We start from the raw sequence: 20,641 nt of genomic DNA, 5'->3' as shown, positions 1-20,641 counted from the left end.
TGCACGCACTGCGTGCCGGACCGCGCCACCGCCGCTCCCCCACCGCTGACCGGAAAGGACCGGCAATGACGCCAGCAGCGACCCCCTTGAAGGCCTCGCGCGAACCCGCGCCCAACCCGCCGACGCGTACGCAGCGGCGTGGTTCGATGTCCCGACGCGACAAGCTGGGGCGGCTCGACTTCGTCGTCTCTCCCTACCTGTACATCGCCCCGTTCTTCGTAGTCTTCGCCATCACGGGCCTGTATCCGCTGCTGTACACGGCGTGGGTCTCATTCCACAAGTGGCACCTGATCGGCGGCGACCAGGGATTCACCGGGGTGGACAACTACGTCAACGTGCTGCAGCAGCCGAACTTCTGGATCGCCCTGCGCAACACCTTCTCCATCTTCCTGCTCTCCAGCGTTCCGCAGATCATCCTGGCGATTCTCATCGCCTACGTCCTCCACACCAACCTGCGGGCGAAGACCTTCTGGCGCATGGGCGTGCTGCTGCCCTACGTCGTGGCCCCCGTGGCCGTGTCCATCATCTTCTCCAAGCTCTTCGCCGACCAGTCCGGCATGGTCAATGCCATCCTCGGTCAGGTCGGGATCGGCCCGATCGGCTGGCACGCCTCGGCCTTCTGGTCCCACATCGCAATCGCGAACATGGTCAACTTCCGCTGGACCGGCTACAACGCCCTGATCATCCTGGCGGCCATGCAGGCCATCCCCCGCGAGCTGTATGAGGCCGCCACGGTCGACGGCGCCGGCCGCATGCGCCAGTTCTGGTCGGTCACCATCCCCCAGCTGCGCTCCACGATCATGTTCGTGGTCATCAACTCCACCATCGGCGGCCTGCAGATCTTCGACGAGCCGCGCATGTTCGACACCATGGGCAACGGCGGCGCCGACAACCAGTGGCTGACGCTGACCATGTACCTGTACCAGCTGGGCTGGGGACCGCAGAAGAGCTTCGGCCGGGCCTCAGCGGTCGCCTGGATCCTGTTCCTGATCATCCTGCTGTTCGCCTCCCTCAGCTTCCTGCTCACCCGGCGTATTGCCTCCTCCGGCACCGATCCCGCCAGATCCGGACGACGACGGCGCCCCCGACGCGCACAGCACCGCACCGCCGCCCGCCGCGCCGGCAACAGCCGCGTCCAGGAAGGAGCCCTGTCATGAGCAGCAACGAGCCGTCGGTGGCGATGATCGAGCAGACCGCGGGCAAGCGGGCGGCCCGCGCCGCCGCTCGCCGTCGGGCCAGAGGATCGCACCGGGGATTCGGTCCCGACCGCCGTCCGGGGCCGGTGGGCTACGTCTTCCTGATCGCCGCCGTCCTGATCAGCGCCTACCCGCTGTACTTCGCGTTCCTGCTGGCCACCTCCAACGCCGCCGAGATCGCCAAGCACCCGATCCCCTCACTGCTCCCCAAGGGGGAGCTGGTCGACAACATCACCCGGGTGGTCAACTCCGGCATCGACCTGCGGGGAGCCTTCATCAACTCCCTGATCGTCTCGGGCGTCGTGTCAGTGTCGGTGGTGTTCTTCTCCACGCTGGCCGGCTACGCCTTCTCCAAGCTCCGCTTCCGGGGGCGAGACGGCCTGCTGACCTTCGTCATCGCCACCATGGCCGTGCCCGCGCAGCTGGGCGTGGTCCCGCTGTTCATCGTGATGGCCAGGCTGGGGTGGACCGGGCAGTTGATCGCCGTGATTGTGCCGGCAATGGTCTCCGCTTTCGGCGTGTTCTGGATGACCCAGTACATCCGCGACGCCCTGCCGTACGAGCTGATTGAGGCCGCGCGCGTGGACGGGGCCTCCATGTTCCGCACCTTCTGGTCGGTGGCACTGCCGGCGGCCCGGCCCGCGGCGTCGATGCTGGCCCTGTTCACCTTCGTGGGCTCATGGACGAACTTCTTCTGGCCCTTCATCGTCCTGGGGGCGAAGAACCCGACCCTGCCGGTCGCCCTGCAGCTGCTGCAGGCCTCCTACTTCAAGGACTACTCACTGATCATGGCGGGCGTGGTCGTTGCCACCGTGCCACTGCTGATCCTGTTCGTCTTCGCCGGCCGCCAGCTGGTCTCCGGCATCATGCAAGGAGCTGTCAAGGGATGACCGCAATCACCTTCCCGCCCGGATTCCGCTGGGGCGTGGCTACCGCCGCCGCGCAGGTCGAGGGCGCCGCCCACGAGGATGGCAAGGGGGACTCCATCTGGGACGTCCTGTGCCGCCGCCCCGGCGCCATCGATGACGCCTCCAACATAGAGGTGGCCTGCGATCACTACCACCGGGTCGATGACGACGTCGCCCTCATCAAGGAGCTGGGATACCCCACCTACCGCTTCTCGGTGTCCTGGGCCCGGGTCATGCCCGACGGGCGCACAGTGAACGCGAAGGGCCTGGACTTCTATGCGCACCTAGTCGACGCCCTGCGCGCGGCCGGCATCGAGCCGTGGCTGACGCTGTACCACTGGGACCTGCCGCAGGCCCTGCAGGAGGAGGGCGGCTGGACCGCCCGCTCCACCGCCGAGGCCTTCGCCGACTACGCCCGGGCCGTGTACGCACGCCTGGGCGGCAAGGTGGACACCTGGACCACGCTGAATGAGCCCTGGTGCTCATCCTTCCTGTCCTACGCGGGCGCGGAGCACGCACCCGCGGTCAACGAGCCGGCACAGGCGGTGGCCGCGGCGCACCACCTCATGCTGGGGCACGGCCTGGCGGTGCGCGCGCTGCGGGAGGCCGCAGCCGCCGCGGGCCGCAGACCCCGCATCGGCATCACGCTGAACTTCTCCCCCACTCACCCGGCTGAACCGTCTAGCGTCGTCGACCGCGATGCAGCCCGCAGGGTGGACGGCACCCAGAACCGGCTGTTCCTGGAGGCGCTGATACACGGCAGCTACCCGGCCGACGTCGTCGCGGACATGGCTACCTGGGCGGACATCCACGACTGGGTGCGCGCGGGCGACATGGAGGCCATCAGCGAACCCATCGACGTGCTGGGGGTGAACTTCTACAACGGCCAGACCGTGGCCGGCCCCGAGCCGGGACGCATGTTCGGCGGGCCGGCGGCGGGGGCGGGGCCCTCACCGCATGTGGGCTCCGAGAACGTCCGTGCGGAGCCGCAGGACCTGCCGGTCACGGACATGGGCTGGCAGGTGGAGCCCCGCGACCTGTATGAGCTACTGCTGCGGCTGGACCGCGAGTACACCTCCACGGCCGGCCCTAACGCGGCCGGCATCCCGATTGTCATCACGGAGAACGGAGCCGCCTACCGCGATGAGCCCGACGCGCACGGGCGAGTCAAGGACCTGGACCGTCTGGCCTACATCCGTGACCACCTGACCGCCGTGCACGATGCCATCGCCGCCGGCGCCCGCGTGGAGGGGTACCTGGTGTGGTCGCTGCTGGACAACTTCGAGTGGGCCCGCGGCTACACCAAGCGCTTCGGTATCGTCCGGGTTGATTACAGCACACTCGCGCGAATCCCCAAGGCCTCGGCCGAGTGGTTCTCAGCGGTTGTACGCAACAACGGTTTTGAACTGGACTGACACGCGGACGGAGACACGCATGCGCTCATCGGAAAGGATCACGCTGGAGGATGTGGCCCGTGCCGCCGGCGTCTCTCGCGCCACCGCCTCGCGCGTGGTCCGCGGGGACACCGGTGTAACCGAGAAGAAGACCAAGGCTGTCAGGGCGGCGGTCGCCTCACTGGGATACATTCCCAACTCTGCCGCCCGCGCCCTGGTCTCACGCCGCACCGGAACCGTCGCCGTCGTCATTCCCGAGCCGGATCAGCTGATCTTCTCCGACCCCTTCCTGACTCGGACGGTCCAGGAGATCTCCCACCACCTGGACGCCGCGGATATCCAGCTGGTCATGGTCTTCGGGGATCAGGCCGGCCACGGCCGCCGCGCGGCGAAGTACCTGCGCAACGGTTCGGTCGATGGTGCGATCGTCATTTCCCACCACCGCTTCAGCGGGCAGGTGGAGGCCATCATGGGCGTGCAGCTACCGGTGGTGTTCATTGGGCGCCCCTAGCCCACAACTCCCCCGCCTCGTGGGTGGACCTGGACAACGTCTCCGCCGGCAGGCTAGCCGCCGAGCACCTGCTGGACCGGGGCGTACAGCGCCCGGCGATTATTACCGGCCCGCTGGACATGGTGGCCGCTCACGACCGCCTCCGGGGCTTCCGCGAGGTGCTGGGCAGGGCAGGGATCGATCCGGTCCTGCGGGAGGGCGCCTTCACCGTCGAGTCGGGGCGCGCGGCCGGCGAGGCTCTGGCACCGCGGATCGAGTCGGGTGAGATCGACGGCGTCTTCGCGTCCTCCGACCAGATGGCCCTGGCGGCTCTGGCGGCGTGGCGGGAGCGGGGACTGCAGGTACCAGACAACGTCAAACTGGTCTCGTGCGACAACGGGCCGGATGCGGCCCTGGCCGACCCACCGCTGACTTCCGTGGACAACCCCACCGATGTCTTGGGCCGGGCCGCCACCGACATGCTGCGCGCAATCCTGGATGAGACCTGGGACGGGCAGCCGGTGCTCGTGCCGGCCCGGCTGGTGGTACGGCAGTCCTGCTGACAAGCCGGCTGGGGCTCGGGGTCGCGCAATTGCCACCACGCCACTAGATCCACCCCGGGACAGCGCCGGGCCAGAGCCGGGACGAAGCACGGCCCACGCGTCCGAGTCCCGAGCCGCTGACCCGCCCCCGTGTCTTGCACGACCTCGGGCCGTGTTCCACGACCTTGGGGTGCGTTGCACGACCACCCGGGGTCGTGGAGTGCACACCAAGGTCGTGCAGTGTCGTGCAAAGCCATACCAGCCCCGACGCCGGAGGCCACCACCCACACCGGCGACCCCTGTCGCGGTGCGGGGCCGAAAATGAGCGAAGCCCCCGGGACCTTGTGAGTCCCGAGGGCCATCGCCGTGGCTCCGACCGGCGTCGATCCGGTGACCTTTCGATTTTCAGTCGAACGCTCTACCAACTGAGCTACAGAGCCTAGAGGCGTGATCGCCCAGCCGTTTCCGACTGAGCGACCCGCATCCGCGACCTCGACGGGACTTGAACCCGCGACCTCCGCCGTGACAGGGCGGCGCGCTAACCAACTGCGCCACGAGGCCAATATTCATCACTGTACGTGACTCGTACCCCCAACGGGATTCGAACCCGTGCTACCGCCGTGAAAGGGCGGGGTCCTAGGCCGCTAGACGATGGGGGCCCGGTTGCCCTTGGCGTCGTCGCGCCTCGAACCGGGATGTACGGTATTGGGCCGGACCGTCTCTGCGCAAATCTTCGGGGCGTGAGCCTGCTCACCAGCATTCGAGCAGGCGGCACCGCACCACCGATACCGCCTCCGACGCCGACGCCGGAACGCGGAGTCGGCAGGCTTCCCTGCGGACTGCGGGCACCCCTCTCCGCGGCACGTATGACGTGACGGCCCTTATGACGGCCCGCACGGCGCCCCCGTGGCAGGCTTCCGTACATGAGCCCGACGCACCTGTCCGAGACCGAGTTCGAAGCCGCCGTGGCGGACGCCCTGGAGATGATCCCGGAGGAACTCGCAACTCAGATGGACAACGTAGTGGTGCTGGTCGAGGACGAGCCAGATCCGGAGATGCTCACCGACGCGGACTACGACGAAGACGGCAGGCCCACACTGCTGGGCCTGTACGAAGGCGTACCGCTGACCGAGCGCGACGCCGGCTGGTCCCTGGTCCTGCCCGACCGCATCCTCATCTTCCAAGGACCACTGCAACGCTGGTGCAGCTCACGCCAGGAACTGGTCGAGCAGGTGGCGGTGACGGTCATTCATGAGGTTGCCCACCACTTCGGCATCTCGGATACGCGCCTGCACGAGCTCGGCTGGGAGTAAAAACCGGCAGCCACGCGGGCACATGCGCTTCACTCCCACCGCTATTACATGTGACACTACCGTTATGACCACAGCCGCACCCGGGGACCCATCATCGCCCGAGGCACGCCATCTGAGCACCTCGTCAACGCCGCCTCGCCGCGAGACGCGCATGAGCCGCCGCCGCCCAGAGGGGCTGGTAGCCCACGGACCGGTGGGGGATCCGGTAATCACCGCCCGCAACCTGTCCAAGATCTTCGGCGATGAGCAGAGCGCCGTCACCGCCCTGGAGTCGGTGGACGCGCATCTGGCACACGGGCGCCTGACCGCCATCCTCGGCCCGTCCGGTGCCGGCAAGACCACCCTACTGCGCTGTCTGGCGGGCCTGGAGACACCCACCTCCGGAACTATCATCCTTGCCGGCGAGGAGATCTCCCTGCTCAACCAACGACGCCTGACCCAACTGCGCCGCGAGCGGATCGGACTGATCTTCGAGTCCCAGAACCTCGTCCCCTCCCTGAGCGTCGTAGAGAACATCACCCTGCCACTCACCCTGGCCCGACGGCAGGTTGACACGGCGCGCCTGGACCGGATCGTCGACGTCGCCGGCCTGCGTGGCCGCCTCGATTACGGCGTCGGCGAGCTGACCCCGGAACTGGCGCAGCGCGTGGCCTGCGCCCGCGCGCTCCTCGGCGCCCCCGCGGTAGTGCTCGCCGACGAGCCGACCGGAGCCCTCGGCTCGGCGGCCGCGATGCAGGTACTGCGCATTCTGCGTACTGCGGTCGACGAGCTGGAGCAGAGCGTCGTCGTCGCCACTCACGACGCCGAGGTTGCCGCCCAGGCGGATACGGTCCTGTTCCTGCACGACGGCAATGTCGTAGCCGAGATGAACCAGCCCGATCGGGATCGGCTCCTGGACGCGCTGCACGACCTGGGTGACCCGTCCCGGGCTGGAATCGGCGTCGGCGGGGGTGAGCGGGAGGTCTCGCAGGTAGAGGAGGCCTGGGCGCAGCCACTCAGCGCGCGCAGGCCCGCCCGTTCCCGCGGCGACCGTCCCGCGACTGGGAGGACACCGGCGAGCGGTCCCGCCCCGGGCGGAACGCACGCACCTACGACGCGGCCCCCCACGACTGGGATGATCCGGGCGAGCGCCGGGGCGGAGGCGGGCGCCGCCCGAGCCGCTCCACCGACACGGGCGGCACTGACAACGCCGACCGCAACAACCCCTGGGGCTACCAGTGATTCGCGTGGTCTGGCGCGGCGTGCGCATGGGACCGGGTCCCTCACTTCTGCTCGCGGTGGTAGCCGCCGCGGCGACGGTCTGCATGGCCGGCGCCTTCACCGTGGCGGCGGGCGGTCACGGCACCGGGGCCCCGGCCCTCGGCGAGGCCGGGACGCAGCTCGGCGCATATGGACGCGCCCTGGTCCTGCTGTTCGCAATCCTGATAGGGCTGGCGGTAGCGCTGGTCATAGCCGCGACGTTCAGCAGTAGCCTGCGGCGACGCGCCGGGGCGCTTGCGCTTCTCAAGGCGAATGGGGTGCCGACGCCGATGCTGCTGGGGGCGGTAGTCGCCCAGGCGCTCACCATCGGGTTGCTGGGCGGCGCGCTCGGGCTGCTCGCCGGCTTGGGGGCATCGCGGCTGCCCTCCGCTGAGATCCCGTCGGTTCTCACCGTGCCCTGGGACTCCGATGAGGCGCTGCTGCCGCTGGAGCTGGCCATCGGCTCCACCCTGCTGGCAACGCTGGTCGGCGCCCTGCCGGCTGCTCTGCACGCGGCCGGCCTCCCGGCGGGGCCGGCGCCATCCCCGCTCCCGGCTGCGTCGCGGCAGGCGGACCTGCCCAGAGTCGGCGGCATCGGCGGCATCGCACTCCTGGCCATCGGTGCTGTCGGCACCGGGGTCGCCTGGCGCATGGACACCCTGCCCCACCGCGTCGGCATACTGGGCCTCGCTGCCGGGGCGCTGCTCGTCGGCCTACTGGTGGGCCTGCCTACTGTGCTGCAGCCCCTGGTAGCCCTACTGGGCCTGCCGGCGCGCCTCGGTTCCAGCGGTCGGCTGGCACTGCGCCACCTGGCAGCCGATCCACACGGCGCGGCAGCCATCGCGGTGGCCCCGATGCTCACCGCCATGGCGGCGTGCGCGGGCGCAACCCAGGCAGTCTCACTGCGCACCGCCCTCGCGCACGGCGCCGCGGAGGGGCTCTCCCCGGAACCGGTGACCGCACAGCTGGAGGCGCTGCCGACGCTCATGGCGGGCGCGAGCGCGCTCAGCGGCCTGTGTGCAGCGGCGGCGCTGGCGGCAGGGACCCGCGCGCGCACGGGCGAGGGTGCGCTCATGCAGGCGCTCGGACAGAGCCGCGGCCAGCGCGCCGGGCAGCTTCTGTGCGAGTTCGCACTCGCTACTGCCGCAGGCATCGTGCTGGGCGCGGCGGTCGGCCTGCTCCTGGCCGGGGCCACCGAGGACGTGCTGACCGGACTGGGCGGTGGCGCGCCTGCCATTCCCGGGCGGCAGCTGGCACTGCTGCTGGTGCTCGGCTGCGGCGTCGGCATACTGTCCGCAGCGGTTATTGCTGTTATACCCACGGGCAGGCGGGCAGGCGCCTCTGCACCGGGGGCGACGCCGGAGCCGAGCTGGTGAGGCCATGCCGCAAGTCGTGTCGGCCACACAACCTCGCGGGGCACCTGCATAACCCCGCCCGATTCCGTTACGATGCAATTACATGCCCGTTTAGCCTCTGCGCCGAGGCGGGTGGCCTCCACCCGCTCCCGCCGCATCCAGCCCCGGGCAGCAAAGGCCCCGCCCGCACCTGTTGAGGAATGCCATGGCGAAGACAACCATCTTCATCTTCCACCCCGATCTCAGCCAGTCCACCATCAACCTGCGCCTGGCGCAGGCGGCGGAGGGCCTGGAGGGAGTCGAGATCCGAGACATGTACGCGCTGTACCCCGACTTCAACTTCGATGTCGAGGCCGAGCAGGACTTGCTGGAGCGCACGGATCGAATCGTGCTGCAGTTCCCGATTCAGTGGTACTCCAGTCCGCCTTTGCTGAAGAAGTGGGAGGACGACGTCCTGACGTGGGGCTGGGCCTACGGCACCAACGGGGACGCCCTGCAGGGCAAGGAGCTGCTTCTGGCCGTGTCCGCCGGTGCGGTGGCGGCCCACTATCGGCGCTTCGACACCCGCCGCTCGGTCACCGATGTGCTGTTCCGGCGGCGCCGCCGCGACCGTGACGCCGCCTCCTCCGGCTACACCATGAACGACGTGCTGCGCCCCTTCCAGGCCACCAGCGTGATCATTGGCACCGAGTACCTCGAGCCCTTCGTCACCCCGGGGGCGACGACGATGCACACCGCGGACCTGGAGGCACGCGCCAAGGCCTACGCCCGCTATGTGACTTCACGCAAGCTGCGCGTGCTGGACACTTACCAGTAGCACCTTCCGCAGCACCGCCAGAGCCTCCACCGGAGGCGGGCATCCCGCCCGTCTCATGCCCGGCGCCGCCTGGCGGCGCCGGGGCGGTGGGTCGGCATTTCAGGTGCCGTTTTCGCCTATTCCCCATTGGGAGGCGTCTCTTCCCACATGGGGCTACTGCGCCCGGGAGCCAGTGGGCGGCTAACCTCATGCCACGATGCCTCAATCCCGTTCCTTCCGCGCCGCCGCCCGGCGGCTCCTGCCGCAACCGAATGCCCCGCTCCCCCAGCCCCCCTCCGGCATTACTCCGGGGCGGCTATTGCGCTGGCTGCTACGGCGCGCCGCCGCGCCGCTGACCGTCGCCACCTTGGCGGCGATCATCTCCAGCATCATTCAGGCGATTGTGCCCTCATTCCTGGGTGCCGCCTTGGACGCCGGCATTGAGCATGGCCTGAACCCCAGGGTCTGGGCGATTGCGCTCACGCTGCTGGGGCTGTTCATCGTGTACGCCGTGGGTGACACGATGCTGTCTTACTTCCGCATCCACGCGTGGATGCGGATCAACTTCGACATCGGCCGCCTGGTCGGCCGCCAGGTGTCCACCACCGGCGCCGGCCTGACCCGACAGGTGTCTTCCGGGGAGGTCGCCTCGATTGTCGCCTCGGATGCGCAGTACATCGGTAATTTTGCCGAGCGGCTTCCGGAGCTGATCGGATCGGCCTGCGCCTTCCTGGTGGTCGCCGCAGTGATGCTGAGCACGTCGGTGCGGCTGGGTGTGATCGTGCTGGTGGGGATGCCGCTGGTGGCATGGGCGGTTACTCCCGTCATCCGGCCGCTGCAGCAGCGCCAGTCGGTGCAGCGCGAGGCCCAGTCGGCGCTTACCACTATCACCACCGACACTGTTGCCGGGCTGCGGATTCTGCGCGGGATCGGCGGGGAGGACGTGTTCGCGCGTCGCTACCAGGAGGCCTCGCAGGAGTTGCGGCGCCGCGGCGTGGCCGTGGCCGGAACCCAGTCGGTGCTAATGAGCCTGCAGGTGCTGCTGCCAGGGCTGTTCGTCGCCGTCGTCGTCTGGGCGGCAGCCCGGATGGCGATCACGGGGGCGATCACCGCCGGCGAGCTGGTGACCTTCTACGGTTATACCGCCTACCTGTCCTGGCCCCTGATGGTCTTCTCCTACTCGGTGCAGGACTACACGCGCGCCCTGGTGGGGGTGCGGCGCCTGGCCCGCCTGCTTGCGGTCAGGCCCGAGGCCGGCACGGTTGAGGAGCGGCTGGTCCTCGATCCGGCCCGCCCGGAGCGGATCGCCGGCGACCTGTTGGACTCCGGCTCCGGCGTGCGCGTGGCCGCGGGGCGCATGACCGCGCTCGTGGCGGCGGATCCGGACGTATCCGCCGAGCTGGCCGTTCGCCTGGGCCGCTTCGACGACGCCGCTCCGGCCGTCACGCTCGCCGGCCGCCCGCTGACGGAACTTCCCCTGGCGCAGGTGCGCGCCTCCGTCGTGGTCTCCGGGGCCACGGCGCAACTGTTCACCGGGACCCTGCGTGAGGCTTTGGACGCGCGCGGAGCCGCCTCCCCCGTGCCGGTAGATGTTGCTGCCCTGGTGGCTGCGGAGCGCGATCGGGTTGGGGTGGCAGACGTAGACCAGAACGTGCACGCAGCGGTGACGCATGTGGACGGCGATGAGCGGCTGCTCGCCGCCTTGGAGGTGGCTGACGCCCACGACGTCCTGTCCTCGCTGGACCTGGGCCTGGCGGGCATGATCACCGAGCGCGGCAGGTCATTGTCCGGTGGTCAGCGCCAGCGCGTCGCCCTGGCTCGGGCACTGCTTACGCAGGCGCCCACACTGGTGCTGGTTGAGCCGACCAGTGCGCTGGACTCGCATACGGAGGCCCGCGTGGCACGTCGCCTGCGCGACGCCCGGTCCGGCAGCACCACAGTCATCACAACCGCCTCGCCCTTGGTTCTAGAGGCCTGCGACGAGGTCGTCTTCCTCGATCACACCGGCCGCGAGCGCCTACGCGCCCCGCACCGGGAGCTGCTCACCCGTGCGCGCGCCGGCGATCCGGACGCTGTTGCCTACCGGGGAGTCGTAGCCCGCGCGATAGGACAGGACGCGGGCACGGCGCAGTCTCGGCACGGGGCGGGCACGGCGCAGTCTCGGCACGGGGCGGGCACGGCGCAGTCTCGGCACGGGGCGGGCACGGCGCAGTCTCGGCACGGGGCGGGCACGGCGCAGTCTCGGCACGGGGCGGGCACGGCGCAGTCTCGGCACGGGGCGGGCACGGCGCAGTTCCAGCAGGACGCCGTCGTCCCCACCGAGGAGGTGAAGCCCTGATGGCACTGCCCGTAGCCCCCGGCAAGGTGGCCATGCGCAAGACCTTCGGCATCATGGCCGCCTACCGCATGCGATTCGTGTGGGTGCTGGTGCTGCAGATAGCCGCAGTGCTGGCCACCCTGGTGGCCCCGCAGCTGCTGGGTCGGCTGGTGACCCGCGTGTCTGCGGGTACCGCCACGGTCGATTATGTGGACAAGATCGTCCTGGTGATCGTGCTGGTCACGCTCGTCGGGGCGATGATCAACCGCTTTGCGCAGATGCGTGCGCGCACTCTCGGGGAGTCCGTGTTCGCGGACCTGCGCGAGCGCATGATGAACCGGGTGGTGCACCTGCCGCTGTCAGCCGTCGAGTCCGCGGGCACCGGCGACCTGGTGGGTCGCACCACTAATGACGTTTCCCGCATCGAGTTCCTGGTGCGGGTGGGCGTGCCCCAGATCATGGTGTGCACGGTGACGATTGTCTTCACTATCGCCGCGGCGGCGGTGTCCAACCCACTGCTGGCGGCGGGGCTGCTGGTGGTGGGCCCGCCGGTGTGGACGATGATGCGCTGGTACCTGCCGATCTCGGTGCCCGCCTACCGTGCCGGCTCAGCCGCCGATGCGCGGGTGAATGGCGTCGTCTCGGAGACGGTGGACCATGTGTTCACGGTTGACGCGCTGGGGATAGGGCGTCGGCGGGAGGAGGTCATCGCCGCGTCAGTCGCGGAGGCCTGGAGCCTGGAGAAGTTCACTGCCTGGCTGCGGGTGCGCCTGTACCTGGTGCTGGATGTGGCCTGGCGGGCCCCGGTGGTGGTGATTCTGCTGTGGGGAGGTTTTCTGGCGTCTCGCGGGTGGGTGAGCCTAGGTGCTATCACCACGGTGACCTTGTACGCCATGGAGCTGCGCAAGCCGATTGGCCAGCTGATGTACTGGATTGACCAGGTGCAGGTGTCCCAGGCCTCGCTCACGCGCATCCTGGGCGTGGAGGAGGTGCCGGACGACCGCACCCCCACCGGGGCCGTCCCTGCCGACACGCACATGCGTCTACGTGACGTCCGCTTCGCCTACCGGGAGGGGCTGGAGGTGCTCCACGGGATCGACCTGGACCTGGTGCCTGGTGAGCGGCTCGCCGTCGTCGGCCCGTCCGGGTCGGGCAAGTCGACGCTGGGGCGCATGCTGGCCGGCATCAACCCACCCACATCCGGTTCCGTGACGGTGGGTGGCGTACCACTGACGGATCTGCCCGAAACGGAGCTGCGTAGGCACGTGGCACTGGTCACGCAGGAGCAGCACGTGTTCGCCGGGACGATCGCCGACAACGTGCGCCTGGGCCGCCCGGAGGCCGACGACGTGACCATCGCCAACGCGATCGCCGCTATCGGTGCGCGCAAGTGGGTGGATGAGCTGCCCGACGGCATGCACACGCTGGTCGGTTCGGGGAACTTGACGCTTACGCCGGCGCAAGCGCAGGAGGTGGCGCTGGCACGACTGGTGCTGCTGGATCCGCACACGCTGATCCTGGATGAGGCGACGTCGTTGCTCGACCCGCACGCGGCTCGGACCCTGGAGAGGACACTGTCGACGGCGCTGGCCGGGCGCACGGTGATCGAGGTGGCGCACCGCCTGTACACGGCTCAGGACGCGGATCGGGTCGCGGTGATGCTGGAGGGTCGCATCGTGGAGCTGGGTACGCATGACGAGTTGGTCGCCCTCGGCGGAGAGTATGCGAGCCTGTGGGAGGCCTGGAGCCAAGAGTAGGCCCGTCAAACGGGCGGCAATGATTGCGTCAGGCCGTCCCCTCACCTTGGTGTCAGTGCTGGGCTGCGCCAGCGCCCCACGAGTGAATCAGCCACCTAGACGGGGCCAGTCAGGTGCCGCTCAGGCCTGGCATGTGAGATTCTGTTCCGAGCAACGGGAACGGCGGGTCCGCCGCCCCGCGCCGTTACATCCGCCAGGCACAAGAAGGTCGGTTCCATGAGCCAGCAGCCCAACCAGCCCCCGTCGGCACCGCCACGGCAAGACTCTGCAGCGGCAACGCCGACGCTCAGCGAGCTAGTCAACCGGATCTCGGAGAACATCTCCGCGCTGGTGCACGGGGAGATCGACCTGGCCAAGGCCAAGGGCAAGCGCATGGCCACCACCATGGGGGTGGGCGGTGCGCTGCTGGCCGTCGGCGGAGTCATCGCCATGTACGGGGTCGGCTTCCTGCTGAGTACCTTCGTCGAGCTCCTCGCCCTGGCTCTGCCGCTATGGGCGGCCAAGCTCATCGTTGCAGCCGTGCTGCTGATCGTGGCCGCCATCGCCGCACTAATCGGCGCCAAGCGCCTCCAGGCCGCCAGGGCAGACATCCCGATCCTAAGGGGGCCCTCGAGCGCGACCTCAACTCCGTCAAGTCCGCCGCGTCCGCCGGCTTCGAGAAGGGCAACCAGCAGTGAGTGAGAAGAAACCATCCCTCGCGGACCCCACGCCGGAGGAGATTGAGGCCCGCCTCGTAGCCTTGCGCGCCTCGGTGGTGGAGGACGTCGAGGAGCTCGCTCTCCGGCTGGCTCCCGGCACCCTCAAGACCGTGGCGCGCACCACCGCCGCAGCCACGATGACGGACCTGCGCGACCGCGCCCAGTCGGCCGCCGCCGATCTCAAGGCGCGTGCCCGCGGGCAAGAAGCACCCCTGCCGCTCGCCAGTACGCCCAAGGCTGACAGCGCGTCACTGCTTGATCGGGCGCAAAGGCTGTTCGCCGATGCCCGCGACGGCGATCCGCAGGCGCTGGCAATTGTTACCGGCGCGGCCGCAGCGCTGGCGGGCCTGAGCGCCTTCGCCCTGGTCAAGGCGCTGCGGCGCTAGCCGGTCCCGGGGCAACGGCTCGCTGCACGACGCCGCCCGCGACCGGCGTCCTGCCCCGTGCCGCGTCATCGGTGGCTTCATCCGTGGGCCTTACCACGCCCGACGTGCTGCCACCGGAATGGTGTTCCGGCGCGGCAACGTTGTACGGTTGCCCCACGACACATTTGCCCAATTGATGCGCGCCCTTGGCGCGCCCAGAGACACGTTGGAGGGGGTCGAGCCTATGGGGCGTGGCCGTCAGAAGGCCAAGGCGACCAAGGTCGCCCGCAAGCTCAAGTACTTCAGCCCGGAGACGGACTACGCGGCGCTCGAACGCGAGCTCGCCACGGCGTCTTCCGCGGCATCCCCCGACACTCAAACCGACGAGGACATGTACGAGGAGCTGGCCGCCAAATACGGCGTCAACGACGACTGGGACGACGAGGCCGAGGACGCCTGACCCGGGCTTCACTCCGTGAGCCCGGGGCGTCGTCGACGCCGGGTACATCTGCGGCACGTCGGCGCGGCTGCACCGGTGGTCGTCCTTGCCCGGCGGTGAGGCAGTTACACCCGCCCCGCCCTGCGCCTACGCTCTCCGGTGCGCTCGGATGCCGCTCAGGCGACCCGGTAGCTCCCGTGCAGGTCAACGCTGCCGCCGTCAACGCCCTTGGTGCCGGAAACCAGTCGGCCCCGCGGCGCGTAGTCGGCGGCGTCACTGACGCCGCCCAGCACCCAGGCGGGCATGCCTGCAGCCTCGGCCCCGCGCAGAACATCCCCAACGGCGTCGGCGGCCACCACGGCGACCATGCCGACCCCCAGGTTGAGGGTGCTCTCGAGGTCGTCCCACGGGACCGCGCCTAGTCGGCGCACGACGTCGAACACCGCGGGCACCACCCAGGTGCCGCGATCGACGTCGGCCACCGTCCCGGCGGGCAGCACACGAGCCAGATTCGCCCCCAGGCCGCCGCCGGTGACGTGCGCCAGGGCGCGAATGCGCAGAGCGGCGGGGTCGGCGTCGGCGGGGTCCACCTGCTCAATCAGGTCAAGCAGCATGCGCGTGTACAGCCGGGTCGGCTCCAGCAGCTCCTCACCAAGCGTGCGGCCGAACTCGGGCACCTCACGCTCCAGGGACCAGCCCGCCTGGTCAACCACGCGTCGCACCAGCGAGTAGCCATTGGAGTGCAGGCCGGAGGCAGCCAGGGCCACAAGCACGTCCCCGGGACGCACCCGCTGCGCGCCAAGGGCCCGGTCGGCCTCAACCACGCCGGTGGCCGCACCGGCGACGTCGTAGTCGTCCGCCCCCATCAGCCCGGGGTGCTCGGCGGTCTCCCCGCCCAGAAGCGGCGTACCGACGGCGGCGCAGGCCTGCGCGACGCCGCGCACGATGTCTGCAATGCGCTGCGGAACGACCTTGCCGCAGGCAATGTAGTCGGTCATGAGCAGGGGGCGGGCACCGACCACCACAATGTCGTCAATGACCATGCCCACCAGGTCCTGCCCGATGGTGTCGTGCACGTCGAGCGCCTGCGCGATAGCGATCTTGGTGCCCACGCCGTCGGTGGAGGTCGCCAGCAGCGGGCGGCGGAAGGCACGCAGTTCCGAGACATCGATCATCCCGGCGAAACCGCCCACTCCTCCGACTACGGCGGGGGTCATGGTGGCGGCAACCGAGGCCTTCATCAGCTCCACCGCCCGGTCTCCCGCCGCCGTGTCTACGCCGGCAGCGGCGTAAGTGATCGGGGCGGCGGAGGCGTCGGCGGGGGGTGTGCTCTGACTCATCGGGCGGGTCCTTCCGGTGCGGGGTCGGTGAGTGCAGCAGCATGCGGCGGAGAACTTGCGGCCGCGGGTGAGGCAGCCGCGGCGTCGGCCGGGTTCCGGTGGGGACTGCCGGCGCTCAGGTCCGGGCGCGTCACCCGTCGCAAAACGGGGGCTCCGGTTCCTGCACCATTGCGGCGCCGGTAGACGCCGGGGACGCGCGTAGCCGCCGGGGCGCCGGCAGCAGCTCCCTGCACAGGCGGAGCGATCGGGTAGTCACCGGTGAAGCATGCGGTGCACAGGGACGCGGCGTCCTGCCCCGAGGCGGCGACCATGCCATCCACGGAGAGGTAGCCGAGGGAATCGGCGCCGATGGAGTCACGGATCTCCTCCACACTCATACCCGTGGCGATCAGCTCGGCGCGGGTGGCGAAGTCGATGCCGTAGTAGCACGGCCACAGCACCGGCGGGGAGGAGATGCGCACATGCACCTGCGCGGCGCCGGCCTCCCGCAGCATGCGCACCAGGGCGCGCTGGGTGTTGCCGCGCACGATCGAGTCATCGACTACCACCAGGCGCTTGCCGGCGATGACCTCCCGCACCGGGTTGAGCTTCAGACGAATACCAAGCTGGCGCAGGGTCTGGGTGGGCTGGATGAAGGTGCGGCCGACGTAGGTGTTCTTCACCAGGCCCTGCCCGTAGGGGATGCCGGAGGCCTGGGCGTAGCCGATGGCGGCCGGAGTACCGGACTCGGGGTGGCGATCACCAGGTCGGCGTCGACCGGGTGCTCGCGGGCCAGGGCCGCCCCCATGGCGTTGCGGGCGGCGATCACCGAAGTGCCGGCGATGCGCGTATCCGGGCGGGCCAGGTAGACGTACTCGAATACGCAGCCGGCCCGGCGGGGGGTGGCGAAGCGGGAGGAGCGCACGCCGTCGGCGTCGATCTCGATCAGCTCCCCGGGCTCAATCTCCCTGACGAACGTGGCCCCGACGATGTCCAGGGCGGCGCTCTCGGAGGCGACCACCCAGCCGCGCTGCAGGCGACCGAGTACAAGGGGACGCACGCCGTACGGGTCCCGGGCGGCGTACAGGGTGTGCTCGTCCATGAACACCAGGGAGAACGCTCCCCGCAACAGCGGCAGCACGCGCCGGGCCGTGGCCGAGATGCTCAGCGGCGGGGCGGCGTCGGCGTCGGCCACCGGGAGGTACAGGGAGGAGTCGGCGTCGACGGCGTCATAGTCCCAGGCATCCAGGTGCCCGCGCTGGGATACCAGCTCCATCAGGGCGGCGATGACGGCGGTGTCCGTGGAGGAGCCGCGGCCGAGTTCGCCGGTGAGGTCCTCCCCGCTGGTGCGGTGCACCGCCTCCATGAGCTCGCGGGTGTTGGTGAGATTGCCGTTGTGAGTCAGTGCCAGCGTGGAGCCTGCCACCGGCCCCAGCATCGGCTGGGCGTTCTCCCAGGTGCCCGCGCCCTGGGTGGCGTAGCGGACGTGCCCGACGGCGAGATGGCCGGTGAGACTGGACAGGGCGCCGTCGTCGAACACTTGGGACACGAGGCCGAGGTCCTTGTATACCAGGATGTTGCTGCCGTCGGTGGACGCGATGCCGGCGGCCTCCTGGCCGCGGTGCTGGAGGGCATACAGGCCGAAGTAGGTCAGGCGGGATGCGTCCTCGCCCGGAGCCCACACACCGAAGACGCCGCACTCCTCGTTCACCTCCTCCCCGGAGGCGAGCGGCGGATCGGGGCGTCGGCGGGCGAGCGCTTCACCGGAGTGCGGGGTGGTCCGGCCGGGGTCACCAAAGCTCACGCCCGCATTCTGTCACACGGCCTGCGCCCCTCACCGAAACCGGCACTTGTTACGCGCCGAAACCGGCACTTGTTACGCGCCGAGACTGGCACCAACGCGTCGAGGCCGGCCATATCTACCGACCTCGGCACGTAACTACTCCCGACCTCGGCGGCGGGAGGTCAGCAGGGCGCCACCGCCCATAAGACCGAGGGCGAGCGCACCCAGGGCGAGCGGCACGCCGGTACGGGCCAGCGCCCCACGCGTGCCGCTCCCAGTAGCTGAGCCCGGAGCCGCTCGCGTGGTTCCCACCGCCGACGCCACGGGGGTCGGCCCTGCCGGGGCGCCGGCCGACTCGCCCACCGTGGCCGCCGCGCTGGGCGCCACCGCCGGGCTCGGCGTCGCCGTCGGCTCCGGAGAGCCCGAGAGCACGACCTCGGCGGCGACGGCAAGCGTCTCGCTGGAGCCGTCGGCGCCCGTAACGGAGAAGGAGACAACCGCGCACGTCGCGCTCACGCCGTCTACCGTGCACGCCTGGGTGGCGGCGCCGTCGGGGAGCGTGAAGGTCAGCGTGGCCTGGCCGGTTTCGGGCAGGCCCGGCGTGACCGTCTGGTCGACATCGCTCGTGGCGATTGTCCGGGCGCTGCCGTCGGCCATGGTGACGGTGGCGGCGACGGAGACGGCGGCATCGCCCCTGCCCTGCTCGGCGGTTGCCGAGTAGCTGAGCCCGGTGAAGCGGGCCGTCACCGCTTCGCCGTCGATAGCGATGGAGGAGCCGACCTGGTGCTTGCGGTAGGAGGCGGTGGCCGGGTTGATCCGCATCAGGTACTCGGAGGTGACCGTGCGGTCGAGGATGCCGGTGTTGATCATCGTCTTCTCACCCAGGGTGGTGAAGTTGTCGCCGCCCGCGAGGAGGAAGGTGTTGGAGGCGACGGCGACGCTCGCTGCGTCGTCGAGCAGCTCGCCGTCGATGTAGACGGCGTCGATGACCCGCGAGCGCGCATCGGCGATGGCACCTGCGAGGCCCGCACTGAGCGCACCCCGCTCCTCCTCGGAAGCGGTGGAGATCTGCGTGAAGTAGTCCTCGAGCTGGTCGGCGGCGTCCTGGTCGAGGTAGACCGCCACGTTGTCAGAGGTTCCGAGCATGAGTGCTGCACGCGTGGTCGTCGGTTGGAACTGCTCGGCGAGCACCTGCTTTACCTGCGCGCCCGTGTAGGTGGCGTAGGCCATCTCGTTGCCGAAGGGCTGCACCGTGTAGGCCTGGCCCGAGGTGAGTTCACCCGCAAGGTAGTCGGCGCGCACACCGCCGGGGTTCATCAGCCCGATCGAGTAGTCGGCGTCCGGCTGGATGTCCGTGGACAGCCAGGAGGCGAAGGATGTGGCAATGAGGTTGGAGGCGGTGGACTCGGTGGAGCGGTTGGCCCCGTAGTCCGTGCCGGTGTCGGTGCCGCGGAGGAAGCTCGACCCCAGGGTGGTGATGACCTCGTTGCCCGCGGCCTCGGAGTCCGTCTTCGCCTGCGCGACGATCCCGGCCACGCCGTAGGCGTCGGTGGTGCAGTCGGACTCCGCCAGGTCGAGGTTGCGGGCGGTGGCGGCGGTGACGGCCTTCGTGCCGTCGGCGGATGTGGTCACCGTCAGGGAGATCTCGCCGAGCTTGAGGCCGTAGTGGTCGGGCTGGACGACGGCGATGTCCGTGCCGTCAGTCGACTTCACAACCTCGGCGAAGGGCACGTGGGTGTGGCCGGCGACGACGGCGTCGACGGCGCCGTTGAACTGGTTGCCGTAGATGGCGGCGTCCTCGTGGGCCAGGACCACGACCACGTCGGCCTCCCCGTTGGCGGCGTCGCCGTCCTTCAGTGCGGTGGCGCGCGTGTTGGCCGTGGCGGTCGCATCGGACACCGTGAGGCCCTCAAGCGCGGACTTGGACACCAGACTGGGCAGCTCCTCTGTGACGACACCGACGAAGCCGACCCTGACGCCGTCGACCTCGGTGATCCAGGTGCCGTTGCCGGAGCCCTCGGCGGCCAGGGCGGCGTTGCCGGTGACGTTCGCGGATAGGATCGGGGCGTTGAAGGCGGGTAGGAGGCGGTCGGCGAGGTCAGTGATGCCCTTGTCGAACTCGTGGTTGCCGGCGCTGGTGACATCCAGGCCGATGGCATTGAGGACGTCGATGGTGGGCTGGTCGTCAAGGATCGAGGAGATGTAGGCGCTGCCGCCAACGTTGTCCCCGTTGGAGACGAAGAGCGTACTGGGGTTGCGGGCGCGGGCGGCGGCTACCTCGCAGGCCAGGGTGACCGCGCCGGGCTCATCGCTCGTGGTCTCGATGTGGCCGTGCAGGTCGGTGATGCCGAGGATATTGAGCGTGGTGGTTGCGTCTGCGGGATCCGCGGCAGCGGCCGGGGTAACGAGTGCCGGGGTGACGAGGGTTAGGGCCAGGGCCGCGGCGAAGGCGGCGAGGCGACGGTATAGGTGTGGCATGACCAGTCTCGGGAGGTTAGTGGGGACGGAAGACCCGCCAAGTGTAGGGCACTTCACACCGTCGCGGGGCCGGCAGCCATGCTTCGAGACCGTCCGGGAGGTGCGAATGCCCGGCTTGAGGAAGTGGCGAGCGCCTGGCGAAGGCCGCCGTCTAGCGGGCGGATCCCGGCGGGCGCCGAGGTGTGGGACGCACTCTTCCCTGAGCGTTGGCAGCTCCAGGCGGAACCCTGCCGCTACCCGCCGAATCCGTAG

16 protein-coding genes, 3 tRNA genes and 1 pseudogene are annotated in these 20,641 nt (G+C 69.8%); 14 read left to right on the top strand and 6 right to left on the bottom strand.

Features of this window, described 5'->3' with window-relative positions; genetic code table 11:
* The first annotated feature begins 65 nt into the window (after window positions 1-65).
* From CWT12_RS01435 to CWT12_RS01415, 5 genes are read left to right on the top strand one after another with little or no spacing between them, the layout of a single operon-like run.
* Window positions 66-1,157, top strand: a complete 1,092-nt coding sequence (locus CWT12_RS01435) for a carbohydrate ABC transporter permease (RefSeq protein WP_161923411.1) — start codon at window positions 66-68, stop codon at window positions 1,155-1,157.
* The gene (locus CWT12_RS01430) at window positions 1,154-2,086 is read left to right on the top strand and encodes a carbohydrate ABC transporter permease (RefSeq protein ID WP_161923410.1); all 933 of its coding nucleotides are present in this window, start codon (window positions 1,154-1,156) and stop codon (window positions 2,084-2,086) included. Before CWT12_RS01435 ends, CWT12_RS01430 begins: the two co-directional genes overlap by 4 nt.
* Complete coding sequence (locus CWT12_RS01425; protein WP_161923409.1) at window positions 2,083-3,519, top strand: GH1 family beta-glucosidase; 1,437 nt, start codon at window positions 2,083-2,085, stop codon at window positions 3,517-3,519. The genes CWT12_RS01430 and CWT12_RS01425 overlap by 4 nt, the downstream gene beginning before the upstream one ends.
* Before the next feature lie 19 nt (window positions 3,520-3,538).
* Window positions 3,539-4,009 carry a LacI family DNA-binding transcriptional regulator gene (locus tag CWT12_RS01420; protein WP_161923408.1) on the top strand — a complete coding sequence of 157 codons (471 nt, stop codon included), beginning with the start codon at window positions 3,539-3,541 and terminating at the stop codon, window positions 4,007-4,009.
* 23 nt (window positions 4,010-4,032) lie between these two features.
* The gene (locus CWT12_RS01415) at window positions 4,033-4,551 is read left to right on the top strand and encodes a LacI family DNA-binding transcriptional regulator (RefSeq protein WP_161923407.1); all 519 of its coding nucleotides are present in this window, start codon (window positions 4,033-4,035) and stop codon (window positions 4,549-4,551) included.
* A gap of 346 nt (window positions 4,552-4,897) precedes the next feature.
* Here the strand turns inward: CWT12_RS01415 and CWT12_RS01410 are convergent.
* From CWT12_RS01410 to CWT12_RS01400, 3 genes are all read right to left on the bottom strand, one after another.
* Window positions 4,898-4,970: transfer RNA gene (locus CWT12_RS01410), tRNA-Phe, on the bottom strand.
* A 47-nt stretch (window positions 4,971-5,017) separates the two neighbouring features.
* Window positions 5,018-5,091, bottom strand: a tRNA-Asp gene (locus CWT12_RS01405).
* A 25-nt stretch (window positions 5,092-5,116) separates the two neighbouring features.
* Window positions 5,117-5,189 (bottom strand) — tRNA-Glu (locus CWT12_RS01400).
* Window positions 5,190-5,453: 264 nt separating this feature from the next.
* Here CWT12_RS01400 and CWT12_RS01395 point away from each other — a divergent pair.
* From CWT12_RS01395 to CWT12_RS01355, 9 genes are all read left to right on the top strand, one after another.
* Window positions 5,454-5,843 (top strand): metallopeptidase family protein, encoded by a 390-nt coding sequence (locus CWT12_RS01395; RefSeq protein WP_161923406.1) that lies wholly within the window; start codon window positions 5,454-5,456, stop codon window positions 5,841-5,843.
* Window positions 5,844-5,907: 64 nt separating this feature from the next.
* Window positions 5,908-7,314: an ABC transporter ATP-binding protein gene (locus CWT12_RS01390; RefSeq protein ID WP_237564242.1), complete on the top strand. Its 1,407-nt coding sequence runs from the start codon at window positions 5,908-5,910 to the stop codon at window positions 7,312-7,314.
* Window positions 7,244-8,458, top strand: coding sequence for an FtsX-like permease family protein (locus tag CWT12_RS13655; RefSeq protein WP_337247915.1), 1,215 nt, complete (start codon window positions 7,244-7,246; stop codon window positions 8,456-8,458). Before CWT12_RS01390 ends, CWT12_RS13655 begins: the two co-directional genes overlap by 71 nt.
* A 184-nt stretch (window positions 8,459-8,642) precedes the next feature.
* Window positions 8,643-9,254 (top strand): NAD(P)H-dependent oxidoreductase, encoded by a 612-nt coding sequence (locus tag CWT12_RS01380; RefSeq protein WP_161923404.1) that lies wholly within the window; start codon window positions 8,643-8,645, stop codon window positions 9,252-9,254.
* A 196-nt stretch (window positions 9,255-9,450) separates the two neighbouring features.
* Window positions 9,451-11,571 carry an ABC transporter transmembrane domain-containing protein gene (locus tag CWT12_RS01375; protein ID WP_237564240.1) on the top strand — a complete coding sequence of 707 codons (2,121 nt, stop codon included), beginning with the start codon at window positions 9,451-9,453 and terminating at the stop codon, window positions 11,569-11,571.
* Complete coding sequence (locus CWT12_RS01370) at window positions 11,571-13,307, top strand: ABC transporter ATP-binding protein (RefSeq protein ID WP_161923403.1); 1,737 nt, start codon at window positions 11,571-11,573, stop codon at window positions 13,305-13,307. Before CWT12_RS01375 ends, CWT12_RS01370 begins: the two co-directional genes overlap by 1 nt.
* Window positions 13,308-13,523: 216 nt before the next feature.
* Window positions 13,524-13,988: a phage holin family protein gene (locus CWT12_RS01365; protein WP_337247902.1), complete on the top strand. Its 465-nt coding sequence runs from the start codon at window positions 13,524-13,526 to the stop codon at window positions 13,986-13,988.
* The gene (locus CWT12_RS01360; RefSeq protein WP_161923402.1) at window positions 13,981-14,391 is read left to right on the top strand and encodes a hypothetical protein; all 411 of its coding nucleotides are present in this window, start codon (window positions 13,981-13,983) and stop codon (window positions 14,389-14,391) included. Before CWT12_RS01365 ends, CWT12_RS01360 begins: the two co-directional genes overlap by 8 nt.
* 223 nt (window positions 14,392-14,614) lie before the next feature.
* Window positions 14,615-14,830 (top strand): DUF3073 domain-containing protein, encoded by a 216-nt coding sequence (locus CWT12_RS01355; protein ID WP_161923401.1) that lies wholly within the window; start codon window positions 14,615-14,617, stop codon window positions 14,828-14,830.
* A gap of 155 nt (window positions 14,831-14,985) precedes the next feature.
* Here CWT12_RS01355 and purM read toward each other — a convergent pair whose 3' ends face one another.
* The 3 genes and pseudogenes from purM to CWT12_RS01340 all read right to left on the bottom strand — a co-directional run bounded on the left by purM (window position 14,986) and on the right by CWT12_RS01340 (window position 20,389).
* Window positions 14,986-16,149, bottom strand: coding sequence for a phosphoribosylformylglycinamidine cyclo-ligase (gene purM / locus CWT12_RS01350; protein ID WP_161923400.1), 1,164 nt, complete (start codon window positions 16,147-16,149; stop codon window positions 14,986-14,988).
* Window positions 16,146-17,839: pseudogene (gene purF, locus CWT12_RS01345) on the bottom strand (amidophosphoribosyltransferase). The gene purM and the pseudogene purF overlap by 4 nt, the downstream one beginning before the upstream one ends.
* Before the next feature lie 228 nt (window positions 17,840-18,067).
* Window positions 18,068-20,389, bottom strand: a complete 2,322-nt coding sequence (locus tag CWT12_RS01340) for a bifunctional metallophosphatase/5'-nucleotidase (RefSeq protein ID WP_161923399.1) — start codon at window positions 20,387-20,389, stop codon at window positions 18,068-18,070.
* Between the last annotated feature and the right edge of the window lie 252 nt (window positions 20,390-20,641).

This window comes from Actinomyces sp. 432, from assembly GCF_009930875.1.
Taxonomy (GTDB): domain Bacteria; phylum Actinomycetota; class Actinomycetes; order Actinomycetales; family Actinomycetaceae; genus Actinomyces.
Note: the sequence above shows the minus strand (reverse complement) of the source record. Positions and strands in the feature narration are given on the sequence as shown.

Coding starts and splice junctions, on each gene's coding strand:
- CWT12_RS01370 (WP_161923403.1), top strand. CDS start 11,571: ATGGCACTGCCCGTAGCCCCCGGCAAGGTGGCCATGCGCAAGACCTTC.
- CWT12_RS01340 (WP_161923399.1), bottom strand. CDS start 20,389: ATGCCACACCTATACCGTCGCCTCGCCGCCTTCGCCGCGGCCCTGGCC.
- CWT12_RS01430 (WP_161923410.1), top strand. CDS start 1,154: ATGAGCAGCAACGAGCCGTCGGTGGCGATGATCGAGCAGACCGCGGGC.
- CWT12_RS01395 (WP_161923406.1), top strand. CDS start 5,454: ATGAGCCCGACGCACCTGTCCGAGACCGAGTTCGAAGCCGCCGTGGCG.
- CWT12_RS01365 (WP_337247902.1), top strand. CDS start 13,524: ATGAGCCAGCAGCCCAACCAGCCCCCGTCGGCACCGCCACGGCAAGAC.
- CWT12_RS01355 (WP_161923401.1), top strand. CDS start 14,615: ATGGGGCGTGGCCGTCAGAAGGCCAAGGCGACCAAGGTCGCCCGCAAG.
- CWT12_RS01390 (WP_237564242.1), top strand. CDS start 5,908: ATGACCACAGCCGCACCCGGGGACCCATCATCGCCCGAGGCACGCCAT.
- CWT12_RS01380 (WP_161923404.1), top strand. CDS start 8,643: ATGGCGAAGACAACCATCTTCATCTTCCACCCCGATCTCAGCCAGTCC.
- CWT12_RS01375 (WP_237564240.1), top strand. CDS start 9,451: ATGCCTCAATCCCGTTCCTTCCGCGCCGCCGCCCGGCGGCTCCTGCCG.
- CWT12_RS01435 (WP_161923411.1), top strand. CDS start 66: ATGACGCCAGCAGCGACCCCCTTGAAGGCCTCGCGCGAACCCGCGCCC.
- CWT12_RS01425 (WP_161923409.1), top strand. CDS start 2,083: ATGACCGCAATCACCTTCCCGCCCGGATTCCGCTGGGGCGTGGCTACC.
- CWT12_RS01420 (WP_161923408.1), top strand. CDS start 3,539: ATGCGCTCATCGGAAAGGATCACGCTGGAGGATGTGGCCCGTGCCGCC.
- purM (WP_161923400.1), bottom strand. CDS start 16,149: ATGAGTCAGAGCACACCCCCCGCCGACGCCTCCGCCGCCCCGATCACT.